General features: G+C 62.7%; 18 protein-coding genes. 11 read left to right on the top strand and 7 right to left on the bottom strand.

Annotated elements, in window-relative coordinates:
* Positions 1–124: 124 nt before the first annotated feature.
* The 3 genes from fusA to rpsL all read right to left on the bottom strand — a co-directional run bounded on the left by fusA (position 125) and on the right by rpsL (position 3,345).
* Positions 125–2,230: an elongation factor G gene (gene fusA, locus JAB6_RS05220; RefSeq protein WP_034753184.1), complete on the bottom strand. Its 2,106-nt coding sequence runs from the start codon at positions 2,228–2,230 to the stop codon at positions 125–127.
* 108 nt (positions 2,231–2,338) lie between these two features.
* Complete coding sequence (gene rpsG, locus JAB6_RS05225) at positions 2,339–2,809, bottom strand: 30S ribosomal protein S7 (protein ID WP_010394377.1); 471 nt, start codon at positions 2,807–2,809, stop codon at positions 2,339–2,341.
* A 152-nt stretch (positions 2,810–2,961) separates the two neighbouring features.
* Positions 2,962–3,345, bottom strand: coding sequence for a 30S ribosomal protein S12 (rpsL, locus tag JAB6_RS05230; RefSeq protein WP_010394376.1), 384 nt, complete (start codon positions 3,343–3,345; stop codon positions 2,962–2,964).
* A 433-nt stretch (positions 3,346–3,778) separates the two neighbouring features.
* Between rpsL and JAB6_RS05235 the strand changes: the two genes are divergently transcribed.
* Entirely contained in the window at positions 3,779–5,704 is a 1,926-nt protein-coding gene (locus tag JAB6_RS05235) for a phosphoethanolamine transferase (protein ID WP_070301642.1), read from the top strand.
* 9 nt (positions 5,705–5,713) lie between these two features.
* Here JAB6_RS05235 and JAB6_RS05240 read toward each other — a convergent pair whose 3' ends face one another.
* Positions 5,714–7,387 carry a DNA mismatch repair protein MutS gene (locus tag JAB6_RS05240; RefSeq protein WP_254671477.1) on the bottom strand — a complete coding sequence of 558 codons (1,674 nt, stop codon included), beginning with the start codon at positions 7,385–7,387 and terminating at the stop codon, positions 5,714–5,716.
* Positions 7,388–7,536: 149 nt separating this feature from the next.
* On the opposite strand from JAB6_RS05240, the gene JAB6_RS05245 reads away from it, so the two are divergent.
* The 8 genes from JAB6_RS05245 to JAB6_RS05280 all read left to right on the top strand — a co-directional run bounded on the left by JAB6_RS05245 (position 7,537) and on the right by JAB6_RS05280 (position 16,472).
* Entirely contained in the window at positions 7,537–8,808 is a 1,272-nt protein-coding gene (locus tag JAB6_RS05245) for an efflux RND transporter periplasmic adaptor subunit (protein ID WP_254671478.1), read from the top strand.
* A 34-nt stretch (positions 8,809–8,842) separates the two neighbouring features.
* The gene (locus JAB6_RS05250) at positions 8,843–9,559 is read left to right on the top strand and encodes an ABC transporter ATP-binding protein (protein WP_070301644.1); all 717 of its coding nucleotides are present in this window, start codon (positions 8,843–8,845) and stop codon (positions 9,557–9,559) included.
* A gap of 9 nt (positions 9,560–9,568) precedes the next feature.
* Positions 9,569–10,891, top strand: a complete 1,323-nt coding sequence (locus JAB6_RS05255; protein ID WP_070301645.1) for an ABC transporter permease — start codon at positions 9,569–9,571, stop codon at positions 10,889–10,891.
* Between the two features lie 28 nt (positions 10,892–10,919).
* Positions 10,920–12,158, top strand: a complete 1,239-nt coding sequence (locus JAB6_RS05260) for an ABC transporter permease (RefSeq protein WP_070301646.1) — start codon at positions 10,920–10,922, stop codon at positions 12,156–12,158.
* A 28-nt stretch (positions 12,159–12,186) separates the two neighbouring features.
* A complete protein-coding gene (locus JAB6_RS05265; RefSeq protein WP_034753173.1) occupies positions 12,187–13,539 on the top strand; it encodes a sigma-54 dependent transcriptional regulator in 1,353 nt (450 codons plus the stop codon).
* A gap of 14 nt (positions 13,540–13,553) precedes the next feature.
* Positions 13,554–14,870, top strand: a complete 1,317-nt coding sequence (locus JAB6_RS05270) for a PAS domain-containing sensor histidine kinase (RefSeq protein ID WP_070301661.1) — start codon at positions 13,554–13,556, stop codon at positions 14,868–14,870.
* A gap of 238 nt (positions 14,871–15,108) precedes the next feature.
* Positions 15,109–15,633, top strand: coding sequence for an FxDxF family PEP-CTERM protein (locus JAB6_RS05275; protein WP_034753172.1), 525 nt, complete (start codon positions 15,109–15,111; stop codon positions 15,631–15,633).
* Positions 15,634–15,692: 59 nt separating this feature from the next.
* Positions 15,693–16,472, top strand: a complete 780-nt coding sequence (locus JAB6_RS05280) for a spermidine synthase (protein ID WP_070301647.1) — start codon at positions 15,693–15,695, stop codon at positions 16,470–16,472.
* Between the two features lie 10 nt (positions 16,473–16,482).
* On the opposite strand, the gene JAB6_RS05285 is transcribed toward JAB6_RS05280, so the two are convergent.
* Positions 16,483–17,970 carry a PLP-dependent aminotransferase family protein gene (locus JAB6_RS05285; protein WP_070301648.1) on the bottom strand — a complete coding sequence of 496 codons (1,488 nt, stop codon included), beginning with the start codon at positions 17,968–17,970 and terminating at the stop codon, positions 16,483–16,485.
* Between the two features lie 109 nt (positions 17,971–18,079).
* Between JAB6_RS05285 and JAB6_RS05290 the strand changes: the two genes are divergently transcribed.
* Entirely contained in the window at positions 18,080–18,736 is a 657-nt protein-coding gene (locus tag JAB6_RS05290; protein ID WP_070301649.1) for a pyridoxamine 5'-phosphate oxidase family protein, read from the top strand.
* Between the two features lie 88 nt (positions 18,737–18,824).
* Positions 18,825–19,652, top strand: coding sequence for a class I SAM-dependent methyltransferase (locus JAB6_RS05295; RefSeq protein WP_070301662.1), 828 nt, complete (start codon positions 18,825–18,827; stop codon positions 19,650–19,652).
* A gap of 59 nt (positions 19,653–19,711) precedes the next feature.
* On the opposite strand, the gene JAB6_RS05300 is transcribed toward JAB6_RS05295, so the two are convergent.
* Both JAB6_RS05300 and JAB6_RS05305 read right to left on the bottom strand, forming a co-directional pair.
* Complete coding sequence (locus JAB6_RS05300) at positions 19,712–19,906, bottom strand: hypothetical protein (RefSeq protein ID WP_070301650.1); 195 nt, start codon at positions 19,904–19,906, stop codon at positions 19,712–19,714.
* 292 nt (positions 19,907–20,198) lie between these two features.
* Positions 20,199–21,836 carry a serine hydrolase gene (locus JAB6_RS05305; RefSeq protein WP_070301663.1) on the bottom strand — a complete coding sequence of 546 codons (1,638 nt, stop codon included), beginning with the start codon at positions 21,834–21,836 and terminating at the stop codon, positions 20,199–20,201.
* Positions 21,837–21,846: the final 10 nt, after the last annotated feature.

Genomic DNA, 21,846 nt, shown 5'->3' on the forward strand with positions numbered 1-21,846 from the left:
TGGTGCCGACGTTGACGTGCGGCTTGGTCCGTTCGAATTTACCTTTTGCCATTTTATTCTTCCTTAGAACAATGATTTAAATGTAGGGACCGGCATTCTCGTGAAAGCCGGCCCGGAACTTCTATTACTTAGCTTTCGAGCTTACGATTGCTTCAGTCACATGCTTAGGTGCTTCAGCATAGTGCTTGAATTCCATCGTGTAAGTCGCACGACCTTGGGTCGACGAACGCAACGATGTGGCGTAACCGAACATTTCCGACAGAGGTACTTCGGCCTTGATGATCTTGCCGCCACCGCCAGCAATTTCATCCATACCTTGCACCATGCCGCGACGCGACGACAGATCGCCCATCACGGTACCGGCGTAGTCTTCCGGCGTTTCCACTTCCACGGCCATCATCGGCTCCAGGATGACTGGCGATGCTTTGCGGCAGCCATCTTTGAATGCCATCGAAGCGGCCATGCGGAATGCATTTTCGTTCGAGTCAACATCATGGTACGAACCGAAGAACAGCGTGACTTTCACGTCAACGACTGGGTAACCAGCCATCACGCCCGAAGTCAGCGTGTCGCGCACACCTTTTTCAACTGCAGGGATGTATTCGCGAGGAACGGTACCGCCCTTGATCGCGTCAACGAATTCGAAGCCCTTGCCCGGTTCTTGCGGTTCGATCTTCAGAACCACGTGACCGTATTGACCACGACCACCCGATTGCTTGACGAATTTGCCTTCCGACTCTTCGCACACTTTACGGATCGTTTCGCGGTAAGCCACTTGTGGCTTGCCGACGGTCGCTTCAACGTTGAATTCGCGCTTCATGCGGTCAACGATGATGTCCAGATGCAACTCGCCCATACCGGCGATGATGGTCTGGCCCGATTCTTCATCGGTACGCACGCGGAACGATGGATCTTCTGCAGCCAGGCGGTTCAGCGCCAGGCCCATTTTTTCCTGGTCGGCCTTGGTTTTTGGCTCGACTGCCTGCGAAATCACTGGCTCAGGGAAGACCATGCGTTCCAGAACGACACTGGCTTTTTCGTCGCAAAGCGTATCGCCGGTGGTGGTGTCTTTCAGACCCACAACAGCGGCGATGTCGCCAGCGCGCATTTCCTTGATTTCTTCGCGTTCGTTCGCTTGCATCTGCACGATACGGCCGATACGCTCTTTCTTCTGCTTCACGGAGTTCAACACCGAGTCGCCCGAATTCAGGGTACCCGAGTAGCAACGGATGAAGCACAACTGACCGACGAACGGATCGGTTGCGATCTTGAACGCCAATGCCGAGAATTTCTCATTGTCGTCAGCTGCGCGCTCGACTGGCTGCTCGTCCTCGTCCAGACCTGGGACAGGCGGAATGTCGATTGGCGATGGCAGGTACTCGATGACCGCGTCCAACATGGCTTGTACGCCCTTGTTTTTAAAGGCGGTACCGCACAACATTGGAACGATTTCGCTGGCGATGGTACGCTGACGCAGGGCAGCCTTGATCTCTTCTTCCGAGAGGTCGCCTTCTTCCAGGTACTTGTTCATCAGGTCTTCCGACGCTTCAGCAGCGGCTTCAACCATGTTTTCGCGCCACTTGGCAGCATCAGCGGCCAGGTGTGCAGGAATGTCGCCGTATTCGAACTTCATGCCTTGCGAAGCGTCGTCCCAGATAACCGCTTTCATCTTGACCAGATCGATAACACCGGTGAAGACGTCTTCAGCGCCGATAGGCATCTGAATAGGTACTGGGTTGGCTTTCAGACGCGAACGCATCTGATCGTAGACCTTGAAGAAGTTGGCGCCGGTACGGTCCATCTTGTTCACGAAGGCCAGACGTGGCACTTTGTACTTGTTAGCCTGACGCCATACCGTTTCCGATTGTGGCTGCACGCCGCCGACTGCACAGTAAACCATGCAGGCGCCATCCAACACGCGCATCGAACGTTCCACTTCAATGGTGAAGTCAACGTGGCCTGGGGTGTCGATGATGTTGATGTGGTGAGCTGGGAAGTTGTTTGCCATGCCTTTCCAGAAGCACGTAACAGCAGCCGAGGTAATCGTGATACCGCGCTCTTGCTCTTGTGCCATCCAGTCGGTGGTGGCAGCGCCATCATGGACTTCGCCCAGCTTGTGGTTCACGCCTGTGTAGAACAGGACGCGCTCGGTCGTGGTCGTCTTACCTGCATCGATGTGAGCGGAGATACCGATATTACGATAGCGCTCAATGGGGGTCTTGCGGGCCATAATTAATCCTAAATGAATGGACAAAACCGAGCAGCATTTTTTTGCAAAAATGAGCCCGGCCTCGAACAACAGATGCTTGACAGCCGCCTTGCGGTAGCTGGCTTTATATTAGAAGCGGAAATGCGAGAACGCTTTGTTCGCTTCAGCCATACGATGGACTTCGTCGCGTTTTTTCATCGCGCCGCCGCGGCTTTCAGCCGCTTCCATCAGCTCACCGCCGAGGCGTTGTGGCATCGATTTTTCGCTGCGCTTGTTAGCAGCTTCACGCAACCAACGCATGGACAGAGCCATACGACGGACTGGGCGAACTTCGACCGGCACCTGGTAGTTTGCACCACCGACGCGACGGGATTTCACCTCAACCAGCGGCTTGGCGTTGTTGATTGCGGTAGCAAAAACTTCGAGCGGATCTTTGCCCGATTTTGCTGCGATGTGCTCGAAAGCACCGTAGATGATGTTTTCTGCAACCGATTTCTTACCGGACAGCATCAGCACGTTTACAAATTTAGCGACATCAGTGTTGCCGAATTTTGGATCTGGCAAAATTTCGCGCTTGGGTACTTCACGACGACGTGGCATATCAATTCCTTTCAATCTTCAGTTGAGCGCGCGTTCTTCGCACACTCGCGGACGACCATCATAGTCTTCCACTTACTCGACCAGATGCGGTCGACTACATTCACTTAGCTAGTTGCCACTGAGCGAAACTTGGGTTTGCTGCGTACAACTTATTACTTCTTGCCAGCTTTAGCGCGCTTAGTACCGTACTTCGAACGCGATTGCTTACGGTCTTTAACGCCTTGGGTATCCAGAGCACCGCGAACCATGTGGTAACGCACACCCGGCAAATCCTTGACGCGGCCGCCGCGCAACAGCACAACACTATGCTCTTGCAGGTTATGGCCTTCACCGCCAATGTACGAAATGACTTCGAAACCATTGGTCAGGCGAACTTTAGCGACTTTACGCAGAGCCGAGTTAGGCTTCTTTGGAGTCGTGGTGTAAACACGTGTGCAGACGCCACGTTTTTGCGGGCTGTTTTCCAGCGCCGGCGATTTGCTCTTCACGGTCAAAGCGACGCGTGGATTGCGAATCAATTGATTGATGGTTGGCATCGTTATAAATCCAACAAAAAACTACGATTAATAACCCGGGCAAGATGCCCGGCGACTAAAACCTCGTCCCGCTTTCATCTACTGCGCACCGGAGGCGCCCGCAGCCACTCGATTAGGAGCGGCCATGAAATGCCAAGTAATGCGTAAACGATGAGCAGAATAAAATCGAGAACTCGCTAGTTTAGACCTTGTGCCACAGGGGGTCAATCGGTTTACCACTTTTTGCTATAAAAAAAGGCAAAAATGGCAGGTGTTTGTGGCATTTTGACTAATCTTTGGCACCGATGCGCGGCTGCCGGCATGCGTAAACGATTGATGATTTGACATTCTTTCCCTGCGGCCAAGCATCTGCCGTGCACATTCTTGTGTGACCGCAAGACAACAAAAGGATTGATAATAGCGGACATTTTTCGCTGCCCTCCCGCCCTCCTTTATGCGCTCCTTGCTTCGCCCCGCCAATCTGATCCTGCTCCTGACGTATGCCTCGCTGACGGCCGTGCCCTTCATCCCCGCGCTGCTGGGGCGTGCGCTCGAGCATCCGTGGCAGATGCTCACGTTCGAGCTGCTGGCCTGGCTGGCCGTCTGGAGCATCTTCAAGCGCCCCGCCTACTTCCACTGGCTGCTGGTGCCCGCCTTCCTGGCCCTGCCGACGGAAATCTACCTGTTCATCTTTTATGGCCAGGGCATTTCCACGCACCACCTGGGCATCATCTTCGAAACCAGCCCCAAGGAAGCGATGGAATTCCTCGGGCAAAAAGTATGGCTGATGGGCGCCGTCATGCTGGGCGTGATCACCTGGTGCGCCCTGAGCTGGTATGCGGCCACGCGCACGCGCGACCTCGACTGGCGCGGCAAGACGCGCCCGGCCGCCTTCGTGCTGCTGATCCTGCTGGGCGGCTTCTGGTGGTATGGCTACGAATTCGGTTTCGAGGCCAAGGCCGTGCACAGTGCCGCCGCGTCCGCCAAGGCAAGCAAGCCGGCGGCCAGCGCCAAGGCGGGCGCCTCCGGCTTCGGCGACGCCAGCTCGGCCGACGATGAAACGGAGGAGGAAGACGAGGAAAGCAGCAAGCCGGAGAACGCCAGCATCGCCGGCGCCGATGAAACGGGCCTGGGCTGGCCCAGCCTGCCCCACTGGGCGCGCCTGCCCTACGCCTTCGACACCGTCAGCAATTCCTGGCCCTTCGGCCTGGCCGCGCGCGGCTTCGATTTCTACAAGGAACGCAAGTACCTGGCCGAACTGGGACAGAAAAGCAGCAGCTTCCGTTTCGGCGCGCACCAGCAACAGCCCGATACCAACCCGGAAGTGGTGGTCATGGTGATCGGCGAATCGTCGCGCTACGACCGCTGGAGCCTGAACGGCTACGAACGCGACACCAATCCCCTGCTGAAACAGGAAAGCAACCTGGTGCCGCTGGCCGACGTCATCACGGCCGTTTCCGCCACGCGCCTGTCCGTGCCCGTCATCATCTCGCGCAAGCCGGCCACGCAAAGCCTCAAGGATGGCTTCTCGGAAAAATCCTTCCTGACCGCCTACAAGGAAGCGGGCTTCAAGACCTACTGGCTGTCGAACCAGATCTCGTTCGGCCAGTTCGACACGCCCGTGTCCGTCTTCGCCAAGGAAGCGGACGTGGTGCAATTCCTGAACCTGGGCGGCTTTACCAACAGTTCGAACTTCGACCAGATCCTGTTCGATCCATTCAAGAACGCGCTGGCCGACCCGGCGCCGAAAAAACTCATCGTGCTGCACACCCTGGGCAGCCACTGGAACTACAGCCAGCGCTATCCGAAGGCCTTCGACAAGTGGCAGCCGTCGCTGTTCGGCGTCGACAAGCCCATCTACACGGATACGGCGATCAAGCCGCAGCTGAACAACAGCTACGACAGTTCCATCCTGTACACGGACTGGTTCCTGTCGAACGTGATCGGCATGCTGAAGGACGACGGCCAGCGCACCGCCCTGCGCAGCTCGCTCGTCTATGTGGCCGACCACGGCCAGACCCTGTACGACGGCACTTGCCGCCTGGCCTTCCACGGGCACAACACGCAGTTCGAATTCCACGTGCCCGCCTTCGTCTGGTATTCGCCGCAATTCCAGCAGCACTATCCGGACAAGGTAACGCAGCTGCGGCGCCATCAAAAGGCGCGCCTGTCGACGGAAAACATGTTCCATACTCTGCTCGACCTGGGCGACATCCGCTTTGCCGGCGAACAGCCCGAATGGAGCATCGCCAGCGCCCGCTTCAAGCAGCACAAGCGCTACGTCGACAGCTACGGCTGGACCAACTACGACAACGCCATCATCCGCGGCGATTGCCGCGAAGTGATCGACAAGAGCACGCCGGAGAAGCAGGACAAATAAGGGCGGCCATCACGCCCGTTCCAGCACGCCGCCGCAATCGGCCGGCTGCGCCATGTGGGTACTGAGCCAATCGAAGACGCGGCCCGCCTTGTCCGCGATACCGGCGTCAAAACCGCGCTGCGCCAGCAGGGCGATGCCATTCGTGGCCTGCAGCACGCCGGGCGCCAGCAATAACGCGCCCGCCTCATCGCGGCGCACGCACCACGGCGCCAGGCAGTCCTCCAGCAGCGGCCCCAGCACCAGATTGTGCGAGGAGACGATCACCAGGTGCTGCGCGGCCAGGCTGTGCAGCACGGCGGCGGCCGCCGCCACCGATTCGAGGTGATTCGTGCCGCGGAAAATTTCATCGATCAGGAACAGGGCAGGCACGCCCTCTTCGGCCAGCGCCAGCAATTCGCGCGCGCGCCGCAATTCGGCGATATACAGACTTTCACCGCCATCGAGCGAATCCTCGTTCTGCATGCTCGAATACAGGGGCAGCATCGGCACCCGGGCCGCCTGCGCATAGCAAAAGCCGAAGGCGCGCGCACTGATCAAATTGAGGCCCACTCCGCGCAGCAAGGTACTTTTGCCCACCGCATTCTGCCCCGAAATGAAGGCGCCGCGGCCATCGAGCCGCAGCGACAGTGGCATGGCGCCCTCCAGCAGCGGATGCACCATGGCCTCCAACGACAACTGCCGCGCATCGGCTTGCTGCGCCCAGCAAAACTCTTCGCGGCCGCGCAGGTGGCGCGCCAGGGCCAGGTCCGCCTCGAGGTCGGCCAGCAGCAGGAAACTCTGACGCAGGAAAGCGCGTTCGCGCCGTACCACGCGCAGGCTGTGAAAGTAGCGGCGGATATTGCCCAGCATGAGCCAGTCGTCGTATTCGCTCAGCAGGGGAACCATCTTGGTCCAGCGCACTGGCGTGAGCTGGCGGTTAATCACGCCAGCTGCCCGACCGCATTCTCGCAGCTCCGCCGTGAACGCCGTATCAAGCGCACCCAGGCGGCCATGCACCAGCAGTATCTGCTGCAAGGTAAAGACGCTGCGCTCCCACGGTTTGCAACGGTCGTGAAAATGCATCTGCAAGGCCATCAGCAAGAGCCAAACGGGCACCGCGACGGCCCATGCCAGCGGCGCAAACAGCCACGCGGCCAGCAGCGACGCCACCAGCGCCAGTGTCGGCAGCAGCAGCCAGCGGCTCCACCACGGTGGTGCTGGCGGCGGTGCGCCGCACAGCAGCGCCGCCACTTCCATGTCTACCGTGCGCAGCGGCTGCATCGCTTGCTCGATCACCGCCTGCTGTGCCGGTGCGGCCAGCAAGGCCGCGATGCGCGCCCGCGAGGCGGCGCCCGCCTTACCGCTTGCCAGGCGCTGATGCAATCGCTGCTGGCCAAGAATGCTGGTCTGCGTGGCAAGTCGCGCATGGTAGTCGTCGAGCAGCATTTCATCCCACGTCTGGCGATCAAGCTGAGGCAAACCACCGTCGAACCGCTGCAGCATGGCGATGTCGCTGGCGGCAAATGGATAATCGAGTTCCACCGGCTCGGGCAGGCTGGCGAACTGGCGCAGCCAGGGACGCAGGCGGGCAAACAGGGAGGGCGAAGGCGACATCATGCTCCAAAGAAGGGGACCGGCATGGCGCCGCGCGCCATCATTGCCTGGGCCGCAGATCAGGTCGATTGCCAGAATATCAAGATCCATGTGCAAACGCCGCGACAGTGCCGGGCGCGGACACCGCCTGGACAGCGCGGACACGGCGGACAGTCGGACGCCCATATTTTTTCCCATTCAAATCAATGATTTAATCATTGGCATGGATCGTGCATTAGAAAGGAAATCCTTCACGAGACATGACCATGATCCGCGATACCTCTTCTCAAGACGCCGTACTGTCCGCTCCGCCAGGCCAGCGCCACAAGCGACGCGCCCTGCTGCTCGCTGGCGCCGTCGTCATCATCGGCGGCGCCATCGCTGTCGTTGCCGGCTGGCGCAACAGCGAGCATTCCGTCAACAGCAGCCGCCTGCGCATCGCCGATGTCACGCGCGGCACCCTGATACGTGACGCGGCCGTCACGGGCCGCGTCGTCGCCGCCATCAGCCCCACCCTGTATTCGACCACGGTGGCCACCGTCACGCTGAAAGCGAAGGCGGGCGACACGGTGAAAAAGGGCGACATCCTGGCCGTGCTGGAGTCGCCGGACCTGTCCGACGCACTCAAGCGCGAACAATCGAGCGTGCAGCAGCTGGAGGCGGAAGTGGCGCGCCAGCAGATCCTGGCCAAGAAGCAGAAACTGCTGGCGCGGCGCGAAGCCGATACGGCTGAAATCGACCGCCTGTCCGCGCAGCGCACGCTGGAGCGCTATGAAAGCGTGGCGCAGGTGGGCATCATCGCCAAGATCGATTACCAGAAGGCCAAGGATGCCTTGAATTCGGCCGATATCCGCAGCAAGCACGCTTCGCAGGCGGCGGGCCTGGAAAGCGAAGACGTGACCCTGGCCCTGAAAACAAAGAGCAATGAACTCGAACGCCAGCGTCTCGTCCGCGACAACGCCCAGCGCAGGGTCGATGAACTGACCGTGCGTGCTCCCGTCAACGGCTTCATCGGCACCCTGTCGGTGGCCAACCGCAGCGTGGTGCAAGCCAATACGGCACTGATGACCCTGGTCGACCTGTCGCAGCTGGAAATCGAGCTCGAGGTGCCGGAAACGTATGTGGCCGACATCGGCCTGGGCATGCGCGCCGAGATCGAAACAGGCGCCATCCGGGCCACCGGCAAGCTGTCGGCGCTGTCGCCCGAAGTGGTGAAAAACCAGGTGCTGGCGCGCGTGCGTTTCGACGGCGAACAGCCGGCCGGCCTGCGCCAGAACCAGCGCGTGGCGGCGCGCCTGCTGATCGATGAAAAACCGAATGTGCTGATGCTGGCGCGCGGCTCCTTCGTCGAAGCGGAAGGCGGCCGTTTCGCCTACGTCGTGCGCGACGGCGTGGCGATGCGCACGCCGATCAAGCTGGGCGCGACCAGCGTGTCATCAGTGGAAATCCTCGACGGCTTGAAGCTGGGCGACAAGGTCGTCGTCGCCGGCACGGAAAACTTCGAGAACGCGGCCCGCGTCTCGCTCAACTGACACATCATTCAACTTATACCCTGAGAGGCCCTCCATGCTGCGCATGCAAAACCTGAGCAAAGTCTACCGCACCCACATGATCGAAACCCACGCGCTGCGCGGCTTCGACATCCATGTGCAACAAGGTGAATTCGTCACCGTCACGGGGCCGTCCGGCTCGGGCAAGACGAGCTTTCTGAACATCGCCGGCCTGCTCGAGGAATTCACCGACGGCGAATACATACTCGACGGCGTCAACGTCAGGGGCATGGACGACAATGCCCGCTCGCGCCTGCGCAATGAAAAACTCGGCTTCATCTTCCAGGGTTTTAATCTGATTCCCGACCTGTCGCTGTTCGACAACGTCGACGTGCCGCTGCGCTACCGGGGCTTCAACCGCGCCGAACGCAAGGAACGCATCGAGGACGCGCTGGCCAAGGTCGGCCTGGCGTCGCGCATGAAGCATTATCCGGCCGAACTGTCGGGCGGCCAGCAGCAGCGCGTGGCGATCGCGCGCGCGCTGGCCGGCTCGCCCAAGCTGCTGCTGGCCGATGAACCGACGGGCAACCTGGACACGCAGATGGCGCGCGGCGTGATGGAACTGCTGGAAGACATCAACGCGCAAGGCACCACCATCCTGATGGTCACGCACGATCCGGAACTGGCGCTGCGCAGCCAGCGCAACGTGCACATCATCGATGGCCAGGTGTCGGACCTGGTGCAGCACGGCGCCACGCTGTCGGCCAGGCCGCAGCACGCCGCGACCGCGTAAGGAGAGCCCATGTTCCGCTACTATTTCACCTTGGGCCTGCGCAGCCTGCGCCGCAACCGCGCCCTGACGGCGCTGATGATACTGACCCTGGCCGTCGGCGTGGCCGCCAGCGTGTCCACCGTCACCATCCTGCACGCCATGTCGGGCGACCCGCTGCCGCACAAGAGCGACCGCCTGTTCGTACCGATGATCGACATCCTGCCCATGAAAGGCTATGTCGCCGGTGAAAAGCCGGGCTTTCCGCAAATGCAGATGAGCTATATCGACGCCCAGAACTTCATGCGCAGCAAAATCGGCGTACGCCGCACCGTGATGTTCGGCGTGGCCGGCCCGGTCGAACCCTTGCGCAAGGATATCGGCGTCTTCAATGCGCAGGGCATGGCGCCCACGCGCGACTTCTTTGCCATGTTCGAGCCGCCATTCCTGTACGGCCAGCCATGGAGCGACGCCGACGACGCCAGCGGCGCCGACGTGATCGTGCTCAGCCGCGCGCTGTCGGAGAAACTGGTCGGCAGCGCCAATCCGGTCGGCCAGCGCGTCACGGTGCTGGGCCGGCCCTACATGGTGACGGGCGTCTTGGCTACCTGGGACGTCGTGCCGCGCGCCCATCACATTATCGGCAGCAAGGGGGCATTCGGGCCGGAGGACGAATTCTTCATTCCATTCGCCAGCGCCATCCGCCACGAGACCGTGCACGATGGCGGCATGAGCTGCAACGGCGACAATAACGCACCCGGCTACCAGGGCACGCTCGCCTCGGGCTGCACCTGGCTGCAGTTCTGGTTCGAGATGGCCAGCAGCGGCGAGCGCGGCCAGTTGCAACAATACCTGGACGCCTATGCGGGCGAGCAGCGCAAGCTGGGGCGCATGCAGCGCAATGCGCCGAACAGCCTGTACGACCTGAACGAATGGATGGGTTTTTTGCAGGTGGTCGACAACGACAACAAGCTGGCGGCATGGCTGGCCTTCGGCTTCTTGCTGCTGTGCCTGGTCAATACCATCGGCCTGCTGCTGGCGAAGTTTTCCGTGCGCGCGTCCGAGGTGGGCATCCGCCGCGCGCTGGGCGCCACCCGGCGCGACATCTTCCGCCAGTTCCTGATCGAGACCACCGTGATCGGCCTGGCCGGTGGCGTACTGGGCCTGCTGCTGGCGTTTGGCGCGCTGGCCGTGGTCAGCAAGCAGTCGGAGGATCTGGGCACGGTCGCGCACATGGACATACCGATGCTGCTGCTGACGTTTGCCATGTCGGTGCTGGCCGCCGTGCTGGCAGGCCTGCTGCCGACCTGGCGCGCCTGCCAGGTGACGCCAGCGATCCAGCTCAAATCCCAATGAACATCGTTTACCCAACATGAGGTCCAGCATGGAAATCCGTCCCATCCTGTCGGCGCTGATGCGCAGCAAAACCGGCGCCGTCCTGGTGGCGGTGCAAGTGGCAATCAGCCTGGCCATCCTGGCCAACGCCCTGCACATCGTCAACCTGCGCCAGGCCGTCGCCGCGCGGCCCACCGGCGTGGCCGCCGAAAGCGATATTTTTTACGTCAGTATCCAGAACATCAACCGCGGCAGCCATGAGCGCCAGCTGGCGGAACAGAAGCGCCAGGCGGCACTGCTGCGCGCGCTGCCGGGCGTGATGTCGGTGGCGCAAACGTCGCAGGCGGTGCTGTCGCGCTCCGGCCACAGTACCAGCGTGTCGGCCAAGCGCGGCCAGGCTTCGGCCAGCGCCGAAGTGTCCACCTATGTCAGTCCCGATTCGCTGATCAGGACGTATGGCTTGCAATTGGTCGAAGGCCGCGATTTTCGGCCCGACGAGGTGCCCGAAATCAACGAAGACGTCGACGAGAGCTCGCCCAAGGTGCTGATACTGACTCGGGCGGCGGCGCAAAAGATCTGGCCCGGCGAGACCAGCTTTGTCGGCAAGACCTTGTACCAGGGCACCGGCAACGACGACCCGGAACTGCGCGTGGTCGGCATCGTCGAACGGCTGCAGACCCAGGGTGCGCAGACCAAGCCGCGCGGCGAGTATTCGGCCCTGCTGCCGACACGCCTGACGGGTGGGCGCGACCTGCTGATGTACGCCGTGCGGGCCGAACCCGGCCAGCGTGACCGCCTGATGCAGGAGGCGGAGCAGGCCATCCGCAGGTCCAGCACGGACCGGCTGCTGGTACACACCGACACCCTGGAACAGCACCGCAAGGCGCGCTACCGTGCCGACCAGGGCCTGTCGTGGATGCTGATCGCCGTGTCGACCCTGCTGCTGCTGGTCACCGCCAGCGGCATCGTCGGCATCGCCAGCCTGTGGGTGTCGCAGCGCCGCAAACAGATCGGCGTGCGCCGCGCATTGGGCGCCCGCCGCATCGACATCCTGCGCTATTTTTTGACGGAGAATTTCATGATCACCAGCGTCGGCGTGGCGTGCGGCGTGCTGCTGGGATTGGGCTTGAACCAGCTGCTGGTAAGCCAGCTGGAAATGGCGCGCCTGCCACCCGGCTATCTGCTGGCCGGCGCGCTCGTGTTCTGGCTGCTGGGCGTGGGCGCGGTGTACGGCCCGGCATGGCGCGCGGCCAGCATTTCGCCGGCCACCGCCACCCGCAGTGCCTGAGCCGGCACCTCAGTGATATGCTGCGCGCATGCCTACCGTACTGATTATTGACGACAATGCCGCCGTGGCCATCGCGCTCGACGTGCTGTTCTCCCTGCATGAGATCGACGCCGTGCGCGCCGCCTCGCCCGAGGAAGGCTTGCAGCTGCTCGAGCGCCACGCCATCGACCTGGTGGTGCAGGACATGAACTTCACGGCCGACACCACGTCGGGCGAGGAAGGTGGCGCGCTGTTCCATGCGATCCGCGCGCGCTACCCGGACCTGCCCGTGATCCTGCTGACGGCATGGACCCAGCTCGACGCGGCCGTCGACCTGATCAAGTCGGGCGCGGCCGACTACCTGGCCAAGCCATGGGATGACCGGCGCCTGATCGCCAGCGTGCAGAACCTGCTGGAGCTGGGACAAGCCAACCGCGCGCTGCGCCAGCGCGTGGTGGCCGAGCAGCGCCAGCGCCACACCCTGGAACACGACTTCGACCTGCGCGGCATGGTATGGCAAGACCCGGCCACGGAACGAGTCGTGCACCTGGCGTGCCAGGTGGCGCGCGCCGACGTGCCCGTGCTCATTTCGGGGCCGAACGGCAGCGGCAAGGAACGCATCGCCGCCATCGTGCAAGCCAATTCGCAGGTCGCCAGCGGCCCTTTCGTCGTGCTCAATTGCGGCGCCGTGCCCGTGGAACTGATCGAGGCGGAACTGTTCGGCGCGGAAGCAGGCGCCTATACGGGCATCACGCGCGCACGCGACGGCAAGTTCGACGCGGCCGACGGCGGCACCCTGTTCCTCGACGAGATCGGCAACCTGCCGCTGGCCGGACAAATGAAACTGCTGCGCGTGCTCGAAACGGGACGCTTCGAGCGCCTCGGCTCGAACCGCGAGCGGCAAGTGAAAGTGCGCGTCATCAGCGCCAGCAACGCCGACCTGCCGGCGATGATCAAGGCCGGCACGTTTCGCGAAGACCTGTTCTACCGCCTGAACGTGATCGAACTGCGATTGCCGGCGCTGGCCCAGCGCCCGCTGGACATCCTGTTCCTGGCGCGGCATTTCCTGGGCGGCGAAAAGACACTGGACGCGCAGGCGCAGGCGACCTTGCTGGCGCACGGCTGGCCAGGCAATGTGCGCGAACTGAAAAACGTCATGCAGCGCGCCAGCCTGCTGACGGCCGGCCCGGTGATCGGCGCGCTGGAAACGGGCTTGCCGCTGGCCGGTGCGGCATCGCCGCGCGCGCCGCAGGATGCCGGCGCGACGGAACCGGACCGCGACAGCGTCACCGCGGCGCTCGCGCGTGCGCACGGCGTGGTGGCGCAAGCGGCGCAGGAACTGGGGCTGTCGCGCCAGGCACTGTACCGTCGCATGGAACGCCTGGGCATCGCGCGCGGCTGATGGGATACCGCCCCATGCGCCTCTCCCTGCTCACGCGCTGGACGGCGCTGATCGTCACCCTGCTGGTGCTGGGCATCATCATCGCGCTGCTGCTCGCGCACTTTTTGCCAGGCCAGCCGCTGCTGGTGCTGGCCGGTACCCTGCTGTGCGTGCTGCCGGTGGCCGTCATCACCATCCGCGCGCAGCTGCAATCGATGCTGTCGCTGTTTCGCGCCTTGAGCGGCACAGTGACGAGCTACCAGGACGGCGACTTCGGCTTCAGCCTGCGCTGGCCGCAGGACGATGAGCTGGCCGACCTGGTGGCGGCCCACAATGCGCTGGGCGACGTGCTGCGCAAGCAGCGCCTGGACCTGGTGCAGCGCGAACTGCTGCTCGACACCATGGTGCAAAACACGCCGGTGGCCATGCTGCTGGTGGCCGAGGGCAGCGCCATCGTCTACGCCAACCTGGCCGCGCGCCAGCTGCTGCACCAGGGACGCCGGCTGGAAGGACATCACCTGGCCGACATCGTGCAGCAGGCGGCGCCGGCACTGGCCGAAGCGCTGGCGCGCCGCAACGACGGCTTGTTTACCAGCGGCGAAGGGGAACAGGAAGAGGTGTATCACCTGGCGCGGCGCAGCTTCAGCCTGAACGGACGCAAGCACGAACTGCTGCTGTTGCGCCAGCTGACCCTGGAACTGCGCCGGCAGGAAGTGCAGACCTGGAAAAAAGTCATCCGCGTCATCAGCCATGAGCTCAACAACTCGCTGGCGCCACTGGCCTCGCTGGCCCATTCCGGCGCCGAGCTGGTGCGCCGCGGCCAGACGGAGCGCCTGCCGCAAATCCTCGCCACCATCGAAGAGCGCACGCGTCACCTGGAAACCTTCATCCTCGGCTATGCGCGCTTTGCCAAGTTGCCCACGCCGCGCCTGGCGCCATGCGAATGGCCCCTCTTCCTTGACAGCCTGGCCTCGCAGGCAGCCTTCACGCTCGACGCCCCGCCGCCCGCGCAAGCGGCCTTGTTCGATGCGGCGCAAATGCAGCAAGCGCTGCTGAACCTGCTCAAGAATGCGCTGGAATCGGGCTCGCGGGAAGAGCATATCGGCCTGCAAGTCAGCCAGGCGCATGGCCAGCTGCGCATCGAAGTGCGCGACCGCGGGCCGGGCATGAGCGGCGCCGTGCTGGAAAACGCGCTGGTGCCGTTTTATTCCACCAAGCGCAGCGGCACGGGACTGGGCCTGGCCCTGGCGCGCGAAATCGCCGAAGCCCATGGCGGGCGCATCACCCTGGCCAACCGCGAGGGTGGCGGCCTGGCGGTGACCTTGATTCTTCCCTTGCTGGACAGAAATTAGTTCCCAGCGTAACGATTTTTAGACCACAAAACCCCGGACGATTTTTGAGTAAAATATTGACAATAACAATTGTCAATATTGAAATCACTCACGTCCCATGCCCGTGTGTTAGAAATAAGCTATTTGAGTTTGCATAATGATATTGAAATAACTAATTGACAACGTGATGTCTCAGCGATAATTTATCAGCGCGGTACGGTTTTTTTGAAACATCAATCGTCTTTTCGCGGGGATCAACATGAAATTAAAATCACTCATCGCAGCGGCAGTACTGAGCGCTGCTTCCATCGGCAGCGCCAGTGCCGCCGACTACATCGTCAACCTCGTCAATACCACGGGGAATCTGTGGACCAGCGGCTTCAGCGCCGTGCCCAGTCCGCTCGGCGACTTCACCGATACCTTCACGTTCACACCCGATGCGACCTTCGGTTCCACCGCGCAAGCCTTTCTGGCCAACCTGTCCGTCACGGGTTCGGACAGTTCCTCCATCAGCTTCACCAGCGCCAACCTGAATGGCATCGGCCTGACCGGCTTTGGCGGCCCCACCGTCTTTGGCTATGCCCAGGGCGAAATACTGGCGCCGACGAACCTCCTGTTCAATGGCCCGCTGGTCCTCACCGTCATCGGCAACACCAAGGGCGGCAGCTATGGCGGCGTCTTCAACCTGAACCTGGCTCCCGTTCCTGAACCGGAAACCTATGGCATGCTGCTGGCCGGCCTGGGCATACTCGGCTTCCTGGCGCGGCGCCGCAAACAATCTTGAGCGCTCCACCCAAAAGACGCCACGGCGTCTTTTTCTTTGGCGGCTGCTAAACTGGCGCCATGACGACCGACTTTACCTCCACCAGCCATACCGCTTTCAGCCACCCGGGCCACCCGCCCGCCACCACCACCGAACACCGCGGCATCCGTTACCTGCACCTGGGAACCAAGTGGGTGCAAGGCGCCATGCGCCTCGACAAACCCGATGCCATCGAGCTCGAATACGTGCAGATGATGATGATGTGGATGCTGTTCAAGACGCAGCCCAGACGCATCGTGCAGCTGGGCCTGGGCAGCGCCGCGCTGACCAAGTTCAGCTACCGCCGCTTCCCCGACGCCGCGGTCACGGCCATCGAACTCAATCCGAACGTGATCGCCATCTGCGGCGCCCAGTTCGCGCTGCCGCCGAACGATGCACGCCTCGATGTGCGCGAAATGAATGCGCTCGACTTCGTGCTCGACCCGGCCAACCATGGCACCGTCGACGCGCTGCAAGTGGACCTGTACGATGAAGACGCGCGCGGCCCCGTGCTCGACACGCCCGAGTTCTACCAGGCCTGCTTCGACTGTCTGACGGACGACGGCATCATGTGCACGAATGTCTTCGGCGACTTCCCCAACTACGACAAGAATCTGCAGGCGATGGAACTGGTCTTCGACGCCGTCGTCTGGGTGCCGGAAATGGAAGATGAAAACATCGTCGTGCTGGCCTTCAAAAAATCGCCATCGCTCGACTTCAGCGAGCTATACGAACGCGCCGCCACCATCAAGAAGCAGTTCAACCTGCCCGCCAAGAACTGGGTCAACGGTTTGAAACAGTGGATGCAGGACCAGCAGTAAGATAACCGCATCACGCCGGCAGCAGCGCGCCCAGGCGGCGCGCCAGGCCATCCATGTTCTCGGCCGGCACCTGGGCATAGCCGAGCAGAAAACCGTTCCAGCCTGCCTCTTCTCGCGTCCCCTCGCCCGTGCCATGGGCGGACAGCGCCAGCGCCACGATGCCGTCCCGCGCGGCGCGGCGGCTCAGCGCCAGGTCATCCCATGCGCGATCGTGAAAACGCAGCGCCAGGTGCATGCCGGCCGTGCCGCCGTGGATGGCCGCGCCCCCACACGCATGGCGCTGCAGTGCCTCGCTCAAGGCGTCGCGCCGCTGGCGGTACAGGCGGCGCATGCGGCGTACATGGCGCGCAAACAGGCCGCTGCGCAGGAACTCGGCCAGCGCCAGCTGTTCGGCCACGCGGCCCCGCGCGGCACCCTGCGCCTGCATCTGCGCGAAGGCCCCGGCCAGCGCGGCCGGCACGACGATAAAGGCCAGGCGCAAGGCGGGGAACATGGTCTTGCTGAAGGTGCCCAGATATACGATGGGCGCGTCGGCCACCAGTCCCTGCATGGCCGCCAGGGGCGGGCCGCCATGGCGAAATTCGCTGTCGTAATCGTCTTCGATGATCAGGGCGCCGGCCGCGCGCGCGCGTTCGAGCAGCGCCATGCGGCGCGCGGGACTGAGTACGCTGCCCGTCGGATACTGGTGCGACGGCGTCGTGTAGATCAGGCGCGGCGGCGTATCGCGCCAGTCGTCGTCCATCGGCGCGATGCCATCGATGTCGACGGCGATACCCGTCACCTGCAAGCCGGCGCCACGGCCCGCCGCCAGCGCGCCACCATAGCCGGGATGCTCGATCCACAAGGTATCTCCCTGGTCGGCAAAGGCGCGCAGGCAGACATCGAGGCTGCTCTGCGTGCCGTCCGTGATGAACACCTGGCCCGCATCGCAGACGACGCCGCGCGCAGCGCGCAAATGGTCGGCGATGGCCATGCGCAGCTGCGGCTCGCCGGCAGGGTCGCCGTAATTGAGCTGGCGCGGCGTCAGCGCGCGCCACGCGCGGTCCAGCATGCGCCGCCACTGCGCCAGCGGAAATTCGTCGAGCGCCGGAACGCCGGGCGCGAACGCACCCATGGCGTCGGCGGGAAACACCACCGCCGCGCCGGCATCCTGTCCCGCCACGCCGCGCAAACGCCGGGCGCGGCGCGACAAGCCGTCATTGCCGCCGCCGGCAGCAGGTGCCGCTTCCGGCACGCCCACGCTGCCGGCGACGACGGTGCCGCGCCGGTCCGGCAAGACAAACCCTTCGCTGGCCAATTGCTCGTAGGCGTACAGCACGGTATTGCGCGCCAGTCCCAGTTCCGCGGCCAGCACGCGCGTGGCGGTCAGGCGCGTGCCAGGGGCCAGCTGGCCGCCGCGGATCGCCGCGCGCAGGCATTCATGCAGCAGGCGCTGGCGCGGCCAGCCCCGCTCGCGGTGCGTGCGCTCGAATGCGCTCAGCAGCAAAGCAAAATCCATGTGGCTCCCTCAACTGTGGCTCTACATTATTTATCGGTTCTGGATCTTTTTTCAGGGCCAGATGCCGATTATAGTGCGGCCTTCCTCTTCAACCAACGGGACTTCCGCCATGACCACTACCGCCCTGCCTCCCAGCCCCCGTACCCGCGTGCGCCGCGTCGCCGAACTGGCCAGCTACGAGCAAACCGCCCTGTACGCCATCCTCGATGCCGCCTACCTGTGCCATATCGCCTTCCACGACGACAAGGGCAGCCATTGCATTCCGACCGCCTGCTGGCGCATCGATGGCCACCTGTATATCCACGGCTCGAACGGCAGCCGCATGCTCAAGCTCCTGCAAGACAGCGACGTATGCGTGACGGTCACCCATCTCGACGGCCTGGTACTGGCGCGCTCCGCCTTCAACCACACGATGAACTACCGTTCGGCGATGGTGTACGGGCGGTTTGAAAAAGTCAGCGATATCGGCCAGCAGCATGCGGCCATGGATGCGCTGATGGAAAAGCTGATGCCGGGACGCCTGGCGCACGTGCGCGGCGGCAACGCCAAGGAATACGCGGCCACCACCGTACTGCGCATCGCGCTCGACGAATACGCCGTCAAGCAGCGCAAGGGCGGCCCGCTCGACGATGCTGGCGACATGGCGCATGCCGTCTGGACGGGCGAACTGCCGTTCACGCACGGCCGTGGCGCGGCCGTCGCCGATGCGCTCAACACCTGCGACATGCCCGCGTATGCCGCCGCATGGGGGACGGAATCCGCTTGACCGGCCAGCGTGCTTGACCGATGATCGGCGTTGATGGCGATCGCCACCAATTCACCAACCGATCCAATCACGCATGGAGCAAATGATGATGAAGCGAGTATCCCTGGCTGCGGCCCTGACGGTCATGCTGGCCTGTGGCGGCAGCGGCGCGGCACTGGCCGCCGACACGGGCGACGCAGCCCTGAAAGCGGCCATCGCCGGCAGCGCGCGCACGCCGGCCAATGCGCTGCGCGACAGCGCCCGCCACCCGTATGAAACGCTGACGTTCTTCGGCATCAAGCCGACGATGACGGTGGTGGAACTGGCGCCCGGCGGCGGCTGGTACACGGAAATCCTGGCGCCCTACCTGCGCGACAACGGCAAGCTGATTGCCGCCGGCAACGACCCGCAGGCAAGCAGCGAAGGCGCACGCCGTGGCGCGGCGCGCTTCCAGCAAAAACTCGACGCCAATCCCACCGCCTTCGGCAAGGTGGACATCGGCGCCTTCGCACCACCCACCACCTACCGCATCGCGCCCAAGGGCACGGCCGACATGGTGCTCACCTTCCGCAATATCCACAACTGGATACCGATCGGCGAAGCGGGCATGCAGACCCTGTTCAAGGAAGTGTATGACAGCCTGAAACCGGGCGGCGTGTTCGGCGTCGTCGAGCACCGCCTGCCGGCGAACAAGGCGCAGGATGCCACGGCCAGCAGCGGCTACATGCACGAAGCGTATGTGATCAAGCTGGCCGAAGGCGCAGGTTTCAAACTGGCGGCCAAGTCGGAGATCAACGCCAATCCGAAAGACACGGCGGACCACCAGGGGGGCGTCTGGGCGCTGCCGCCCACCTACGCTAACAAGGATGTGGACCGGGCCAAGTACACGGCCATCGGCGAGAGCGACCGCATGACCTTGAAGTTCGTCAAGCCATAAAAAGCAAACGGCGGCGTGCCACTGCGGCGCGCCGCCCGATCCCGGACTGGAATGCCGCCTTACAGGTGGATGCCGTAGACGCCGCACAGGCGCTTGACCAGGGTGCAGGCGTTGGCATCGCCGTCCGTCACGCAGGCGGTATAGGCTTCCTCGCAGGTTTCACGCGTTGGCAAGGCAAACGCGGAAGAACTGATGACGCCGGCAAAACCGACGGCGGCGCAAAAGACAAATACGGCTTTTTTCACATTGATCATTTTTATCCCATTCTCCAAAGTTGAGTCGTTATAAAAAACACTGGAAGACAAAGACGTCAGCCGCCAGAAAGCGTCTGTCGACAGACAAATTTCATGGCGCACGGAAATAGTATCACCTTGAAAAGTTAGTAAATCCGCAAACAAGAAAACAAGATAACGTTTCTTTTTCGCCCCATTTCATGGAATAAAAACCGGCCCGCCGACCTCCTGCCGCGCATTTGCATGGCAACGGGCGAAAAAAAACCGCAGCACAGGCTGCGGTTCTGGTATCGACCCTTTATGTATCGACCCTTTATTTCTTCGCTTCCTTCGGTTTCACCGGCACCAGGCTCAGGTCCTGGAAGTCGTAGCTGAAATCCGTCTCGGCCGACACGGGCGCCATCTTCACCCGGTCGATGCTGCCATCGGGATTGAGCGAGAACGTCACGTAGGCGTCCGCGTTGAAGTTACGCTCTTTCCAGCGCACGATGAAGGTGTCGTGCTGCCAGTGTTCCAGCTCGCCCGTCAGGTCCGGCGTGCGCGTGAAGCTGAGGATATGTTTTTTCCCCTCGGGCTTGATGATGACCTTGCCGTACCAGGCATCCTCGTACTCGCCGTCGTACGCCGCCAGCGGCAGCGATGGCTGCGATCTGGCCGCGCGCGCGCTCGACGCCTTGCCCTGCTTTTTCACTTCTTCCGCATGCTGGTCCTGCTCCACCTTGGCCACCAGCGCCAGCCAGTCCGATGGCGCCGCCTGCAGGTAATGGTCGAGGATGCGCCATTGCAGCGCCGTCATGGAACCGCCATTTTCCGCATTGGTGAGAATGGCCACGCCCAGTTTCGCTTCCGGCACCATCACCACGCGCGAATAAAATCCCTGCAGCGCGCCGCCGTGCATGGCCACCTTCATGCCCTTGTAGTCGCGCAGCTGGAAGCCCAGGCCATACGCGCTGAAGTTCGGTTTCGTCGCGGCCAATGCCGGGTTCGGCTCGGGGATCTTGATCGGCGTTTGCGCCGTCCACATTTCGCGGCCCTGCTTTTCGCTGAACAGGCGCGCGTCCTTGCCATCCTTGTCCTTCACGCCGGCGATCTTGCCGCCGTCAAGCAGCACCATCATCCACTTGGCGATATCTTCCGCATTCGTGTTGATGCCGACGGCGCCCACGGCATTCGGCACGGGCATCGATTTGACGGCGGTGATCTTGCCGTCGATCTTGCTGTGCGCATTGGCGACGTCGGGATTGCCCGCATTTTCAGCCAGGCTGGTGGTGGTGCCCGTCATGCCCAGCGGCGCCAGGATGCGTTCATGCATGGCCTCGCCCCAGCTTTTCCCCGCCTTGTCGGCGATGATCTTGCCAGCCACGATGTACAGCAGGTTATCGTAGGCATAGCTGTTGCGAAAACTCGTGGCCGGACGGATGTAGCGCAGCTTCTCGATGATCTCGTCGGTGCTGAAGGTCGTCGTCGGCCACCACAGCAAGTCGCCGGCGCCCAGGCCCAGGCCGCTGCGGTGCGTCAGCAAATCGCGGATGGTCATGGCGCCCGTCACGTAGGAATCGTGCATCTGGAAGCCGGGCAAATGCTTGGTGACGGGATCATCCCAGGCCAGCTTGCCCTCGTCGACCAGCATGGCCAGCGCGGCGGCCGTGAAGCCTTTCGAGTTCGACGCCACTTCGAACTCGGTCTTCGCGTCAACGGCGGCCGGTTCGCCCAGCTTGCGTACGCCGAATCCCCTGGCGGTGATGACTTTACCGTCCTTGACGATGGCGATCGCCATGCCGGGCACGTCGAACACTTTCAGGGCGGTGGCGACGTCGCGCTCAAGATCGAAGGCCGGCGCGGGCACCGGTGCGGCGGCGACAACGGGGGCCGCGTCAACAGCCAGCGCCGGCACGGCGATGCCGGAAAACGCCAGCACGATGGCGGTGGCGAGGCGGTTCATGGTATGCATGGTCAGGATG

Origin of the sequence: Janthinobacterium sp. HH104 (assembly GCF_001758715.1) — a bacterium.
Taxonomy (GTDB): domain Bacteria; phylum Pseudomonadota; class Gammaproteobacteria; order Burkholderiales; family Burkholderiaceae_D; genus Janthinobacterium; species Janthinobacterium aestuarii.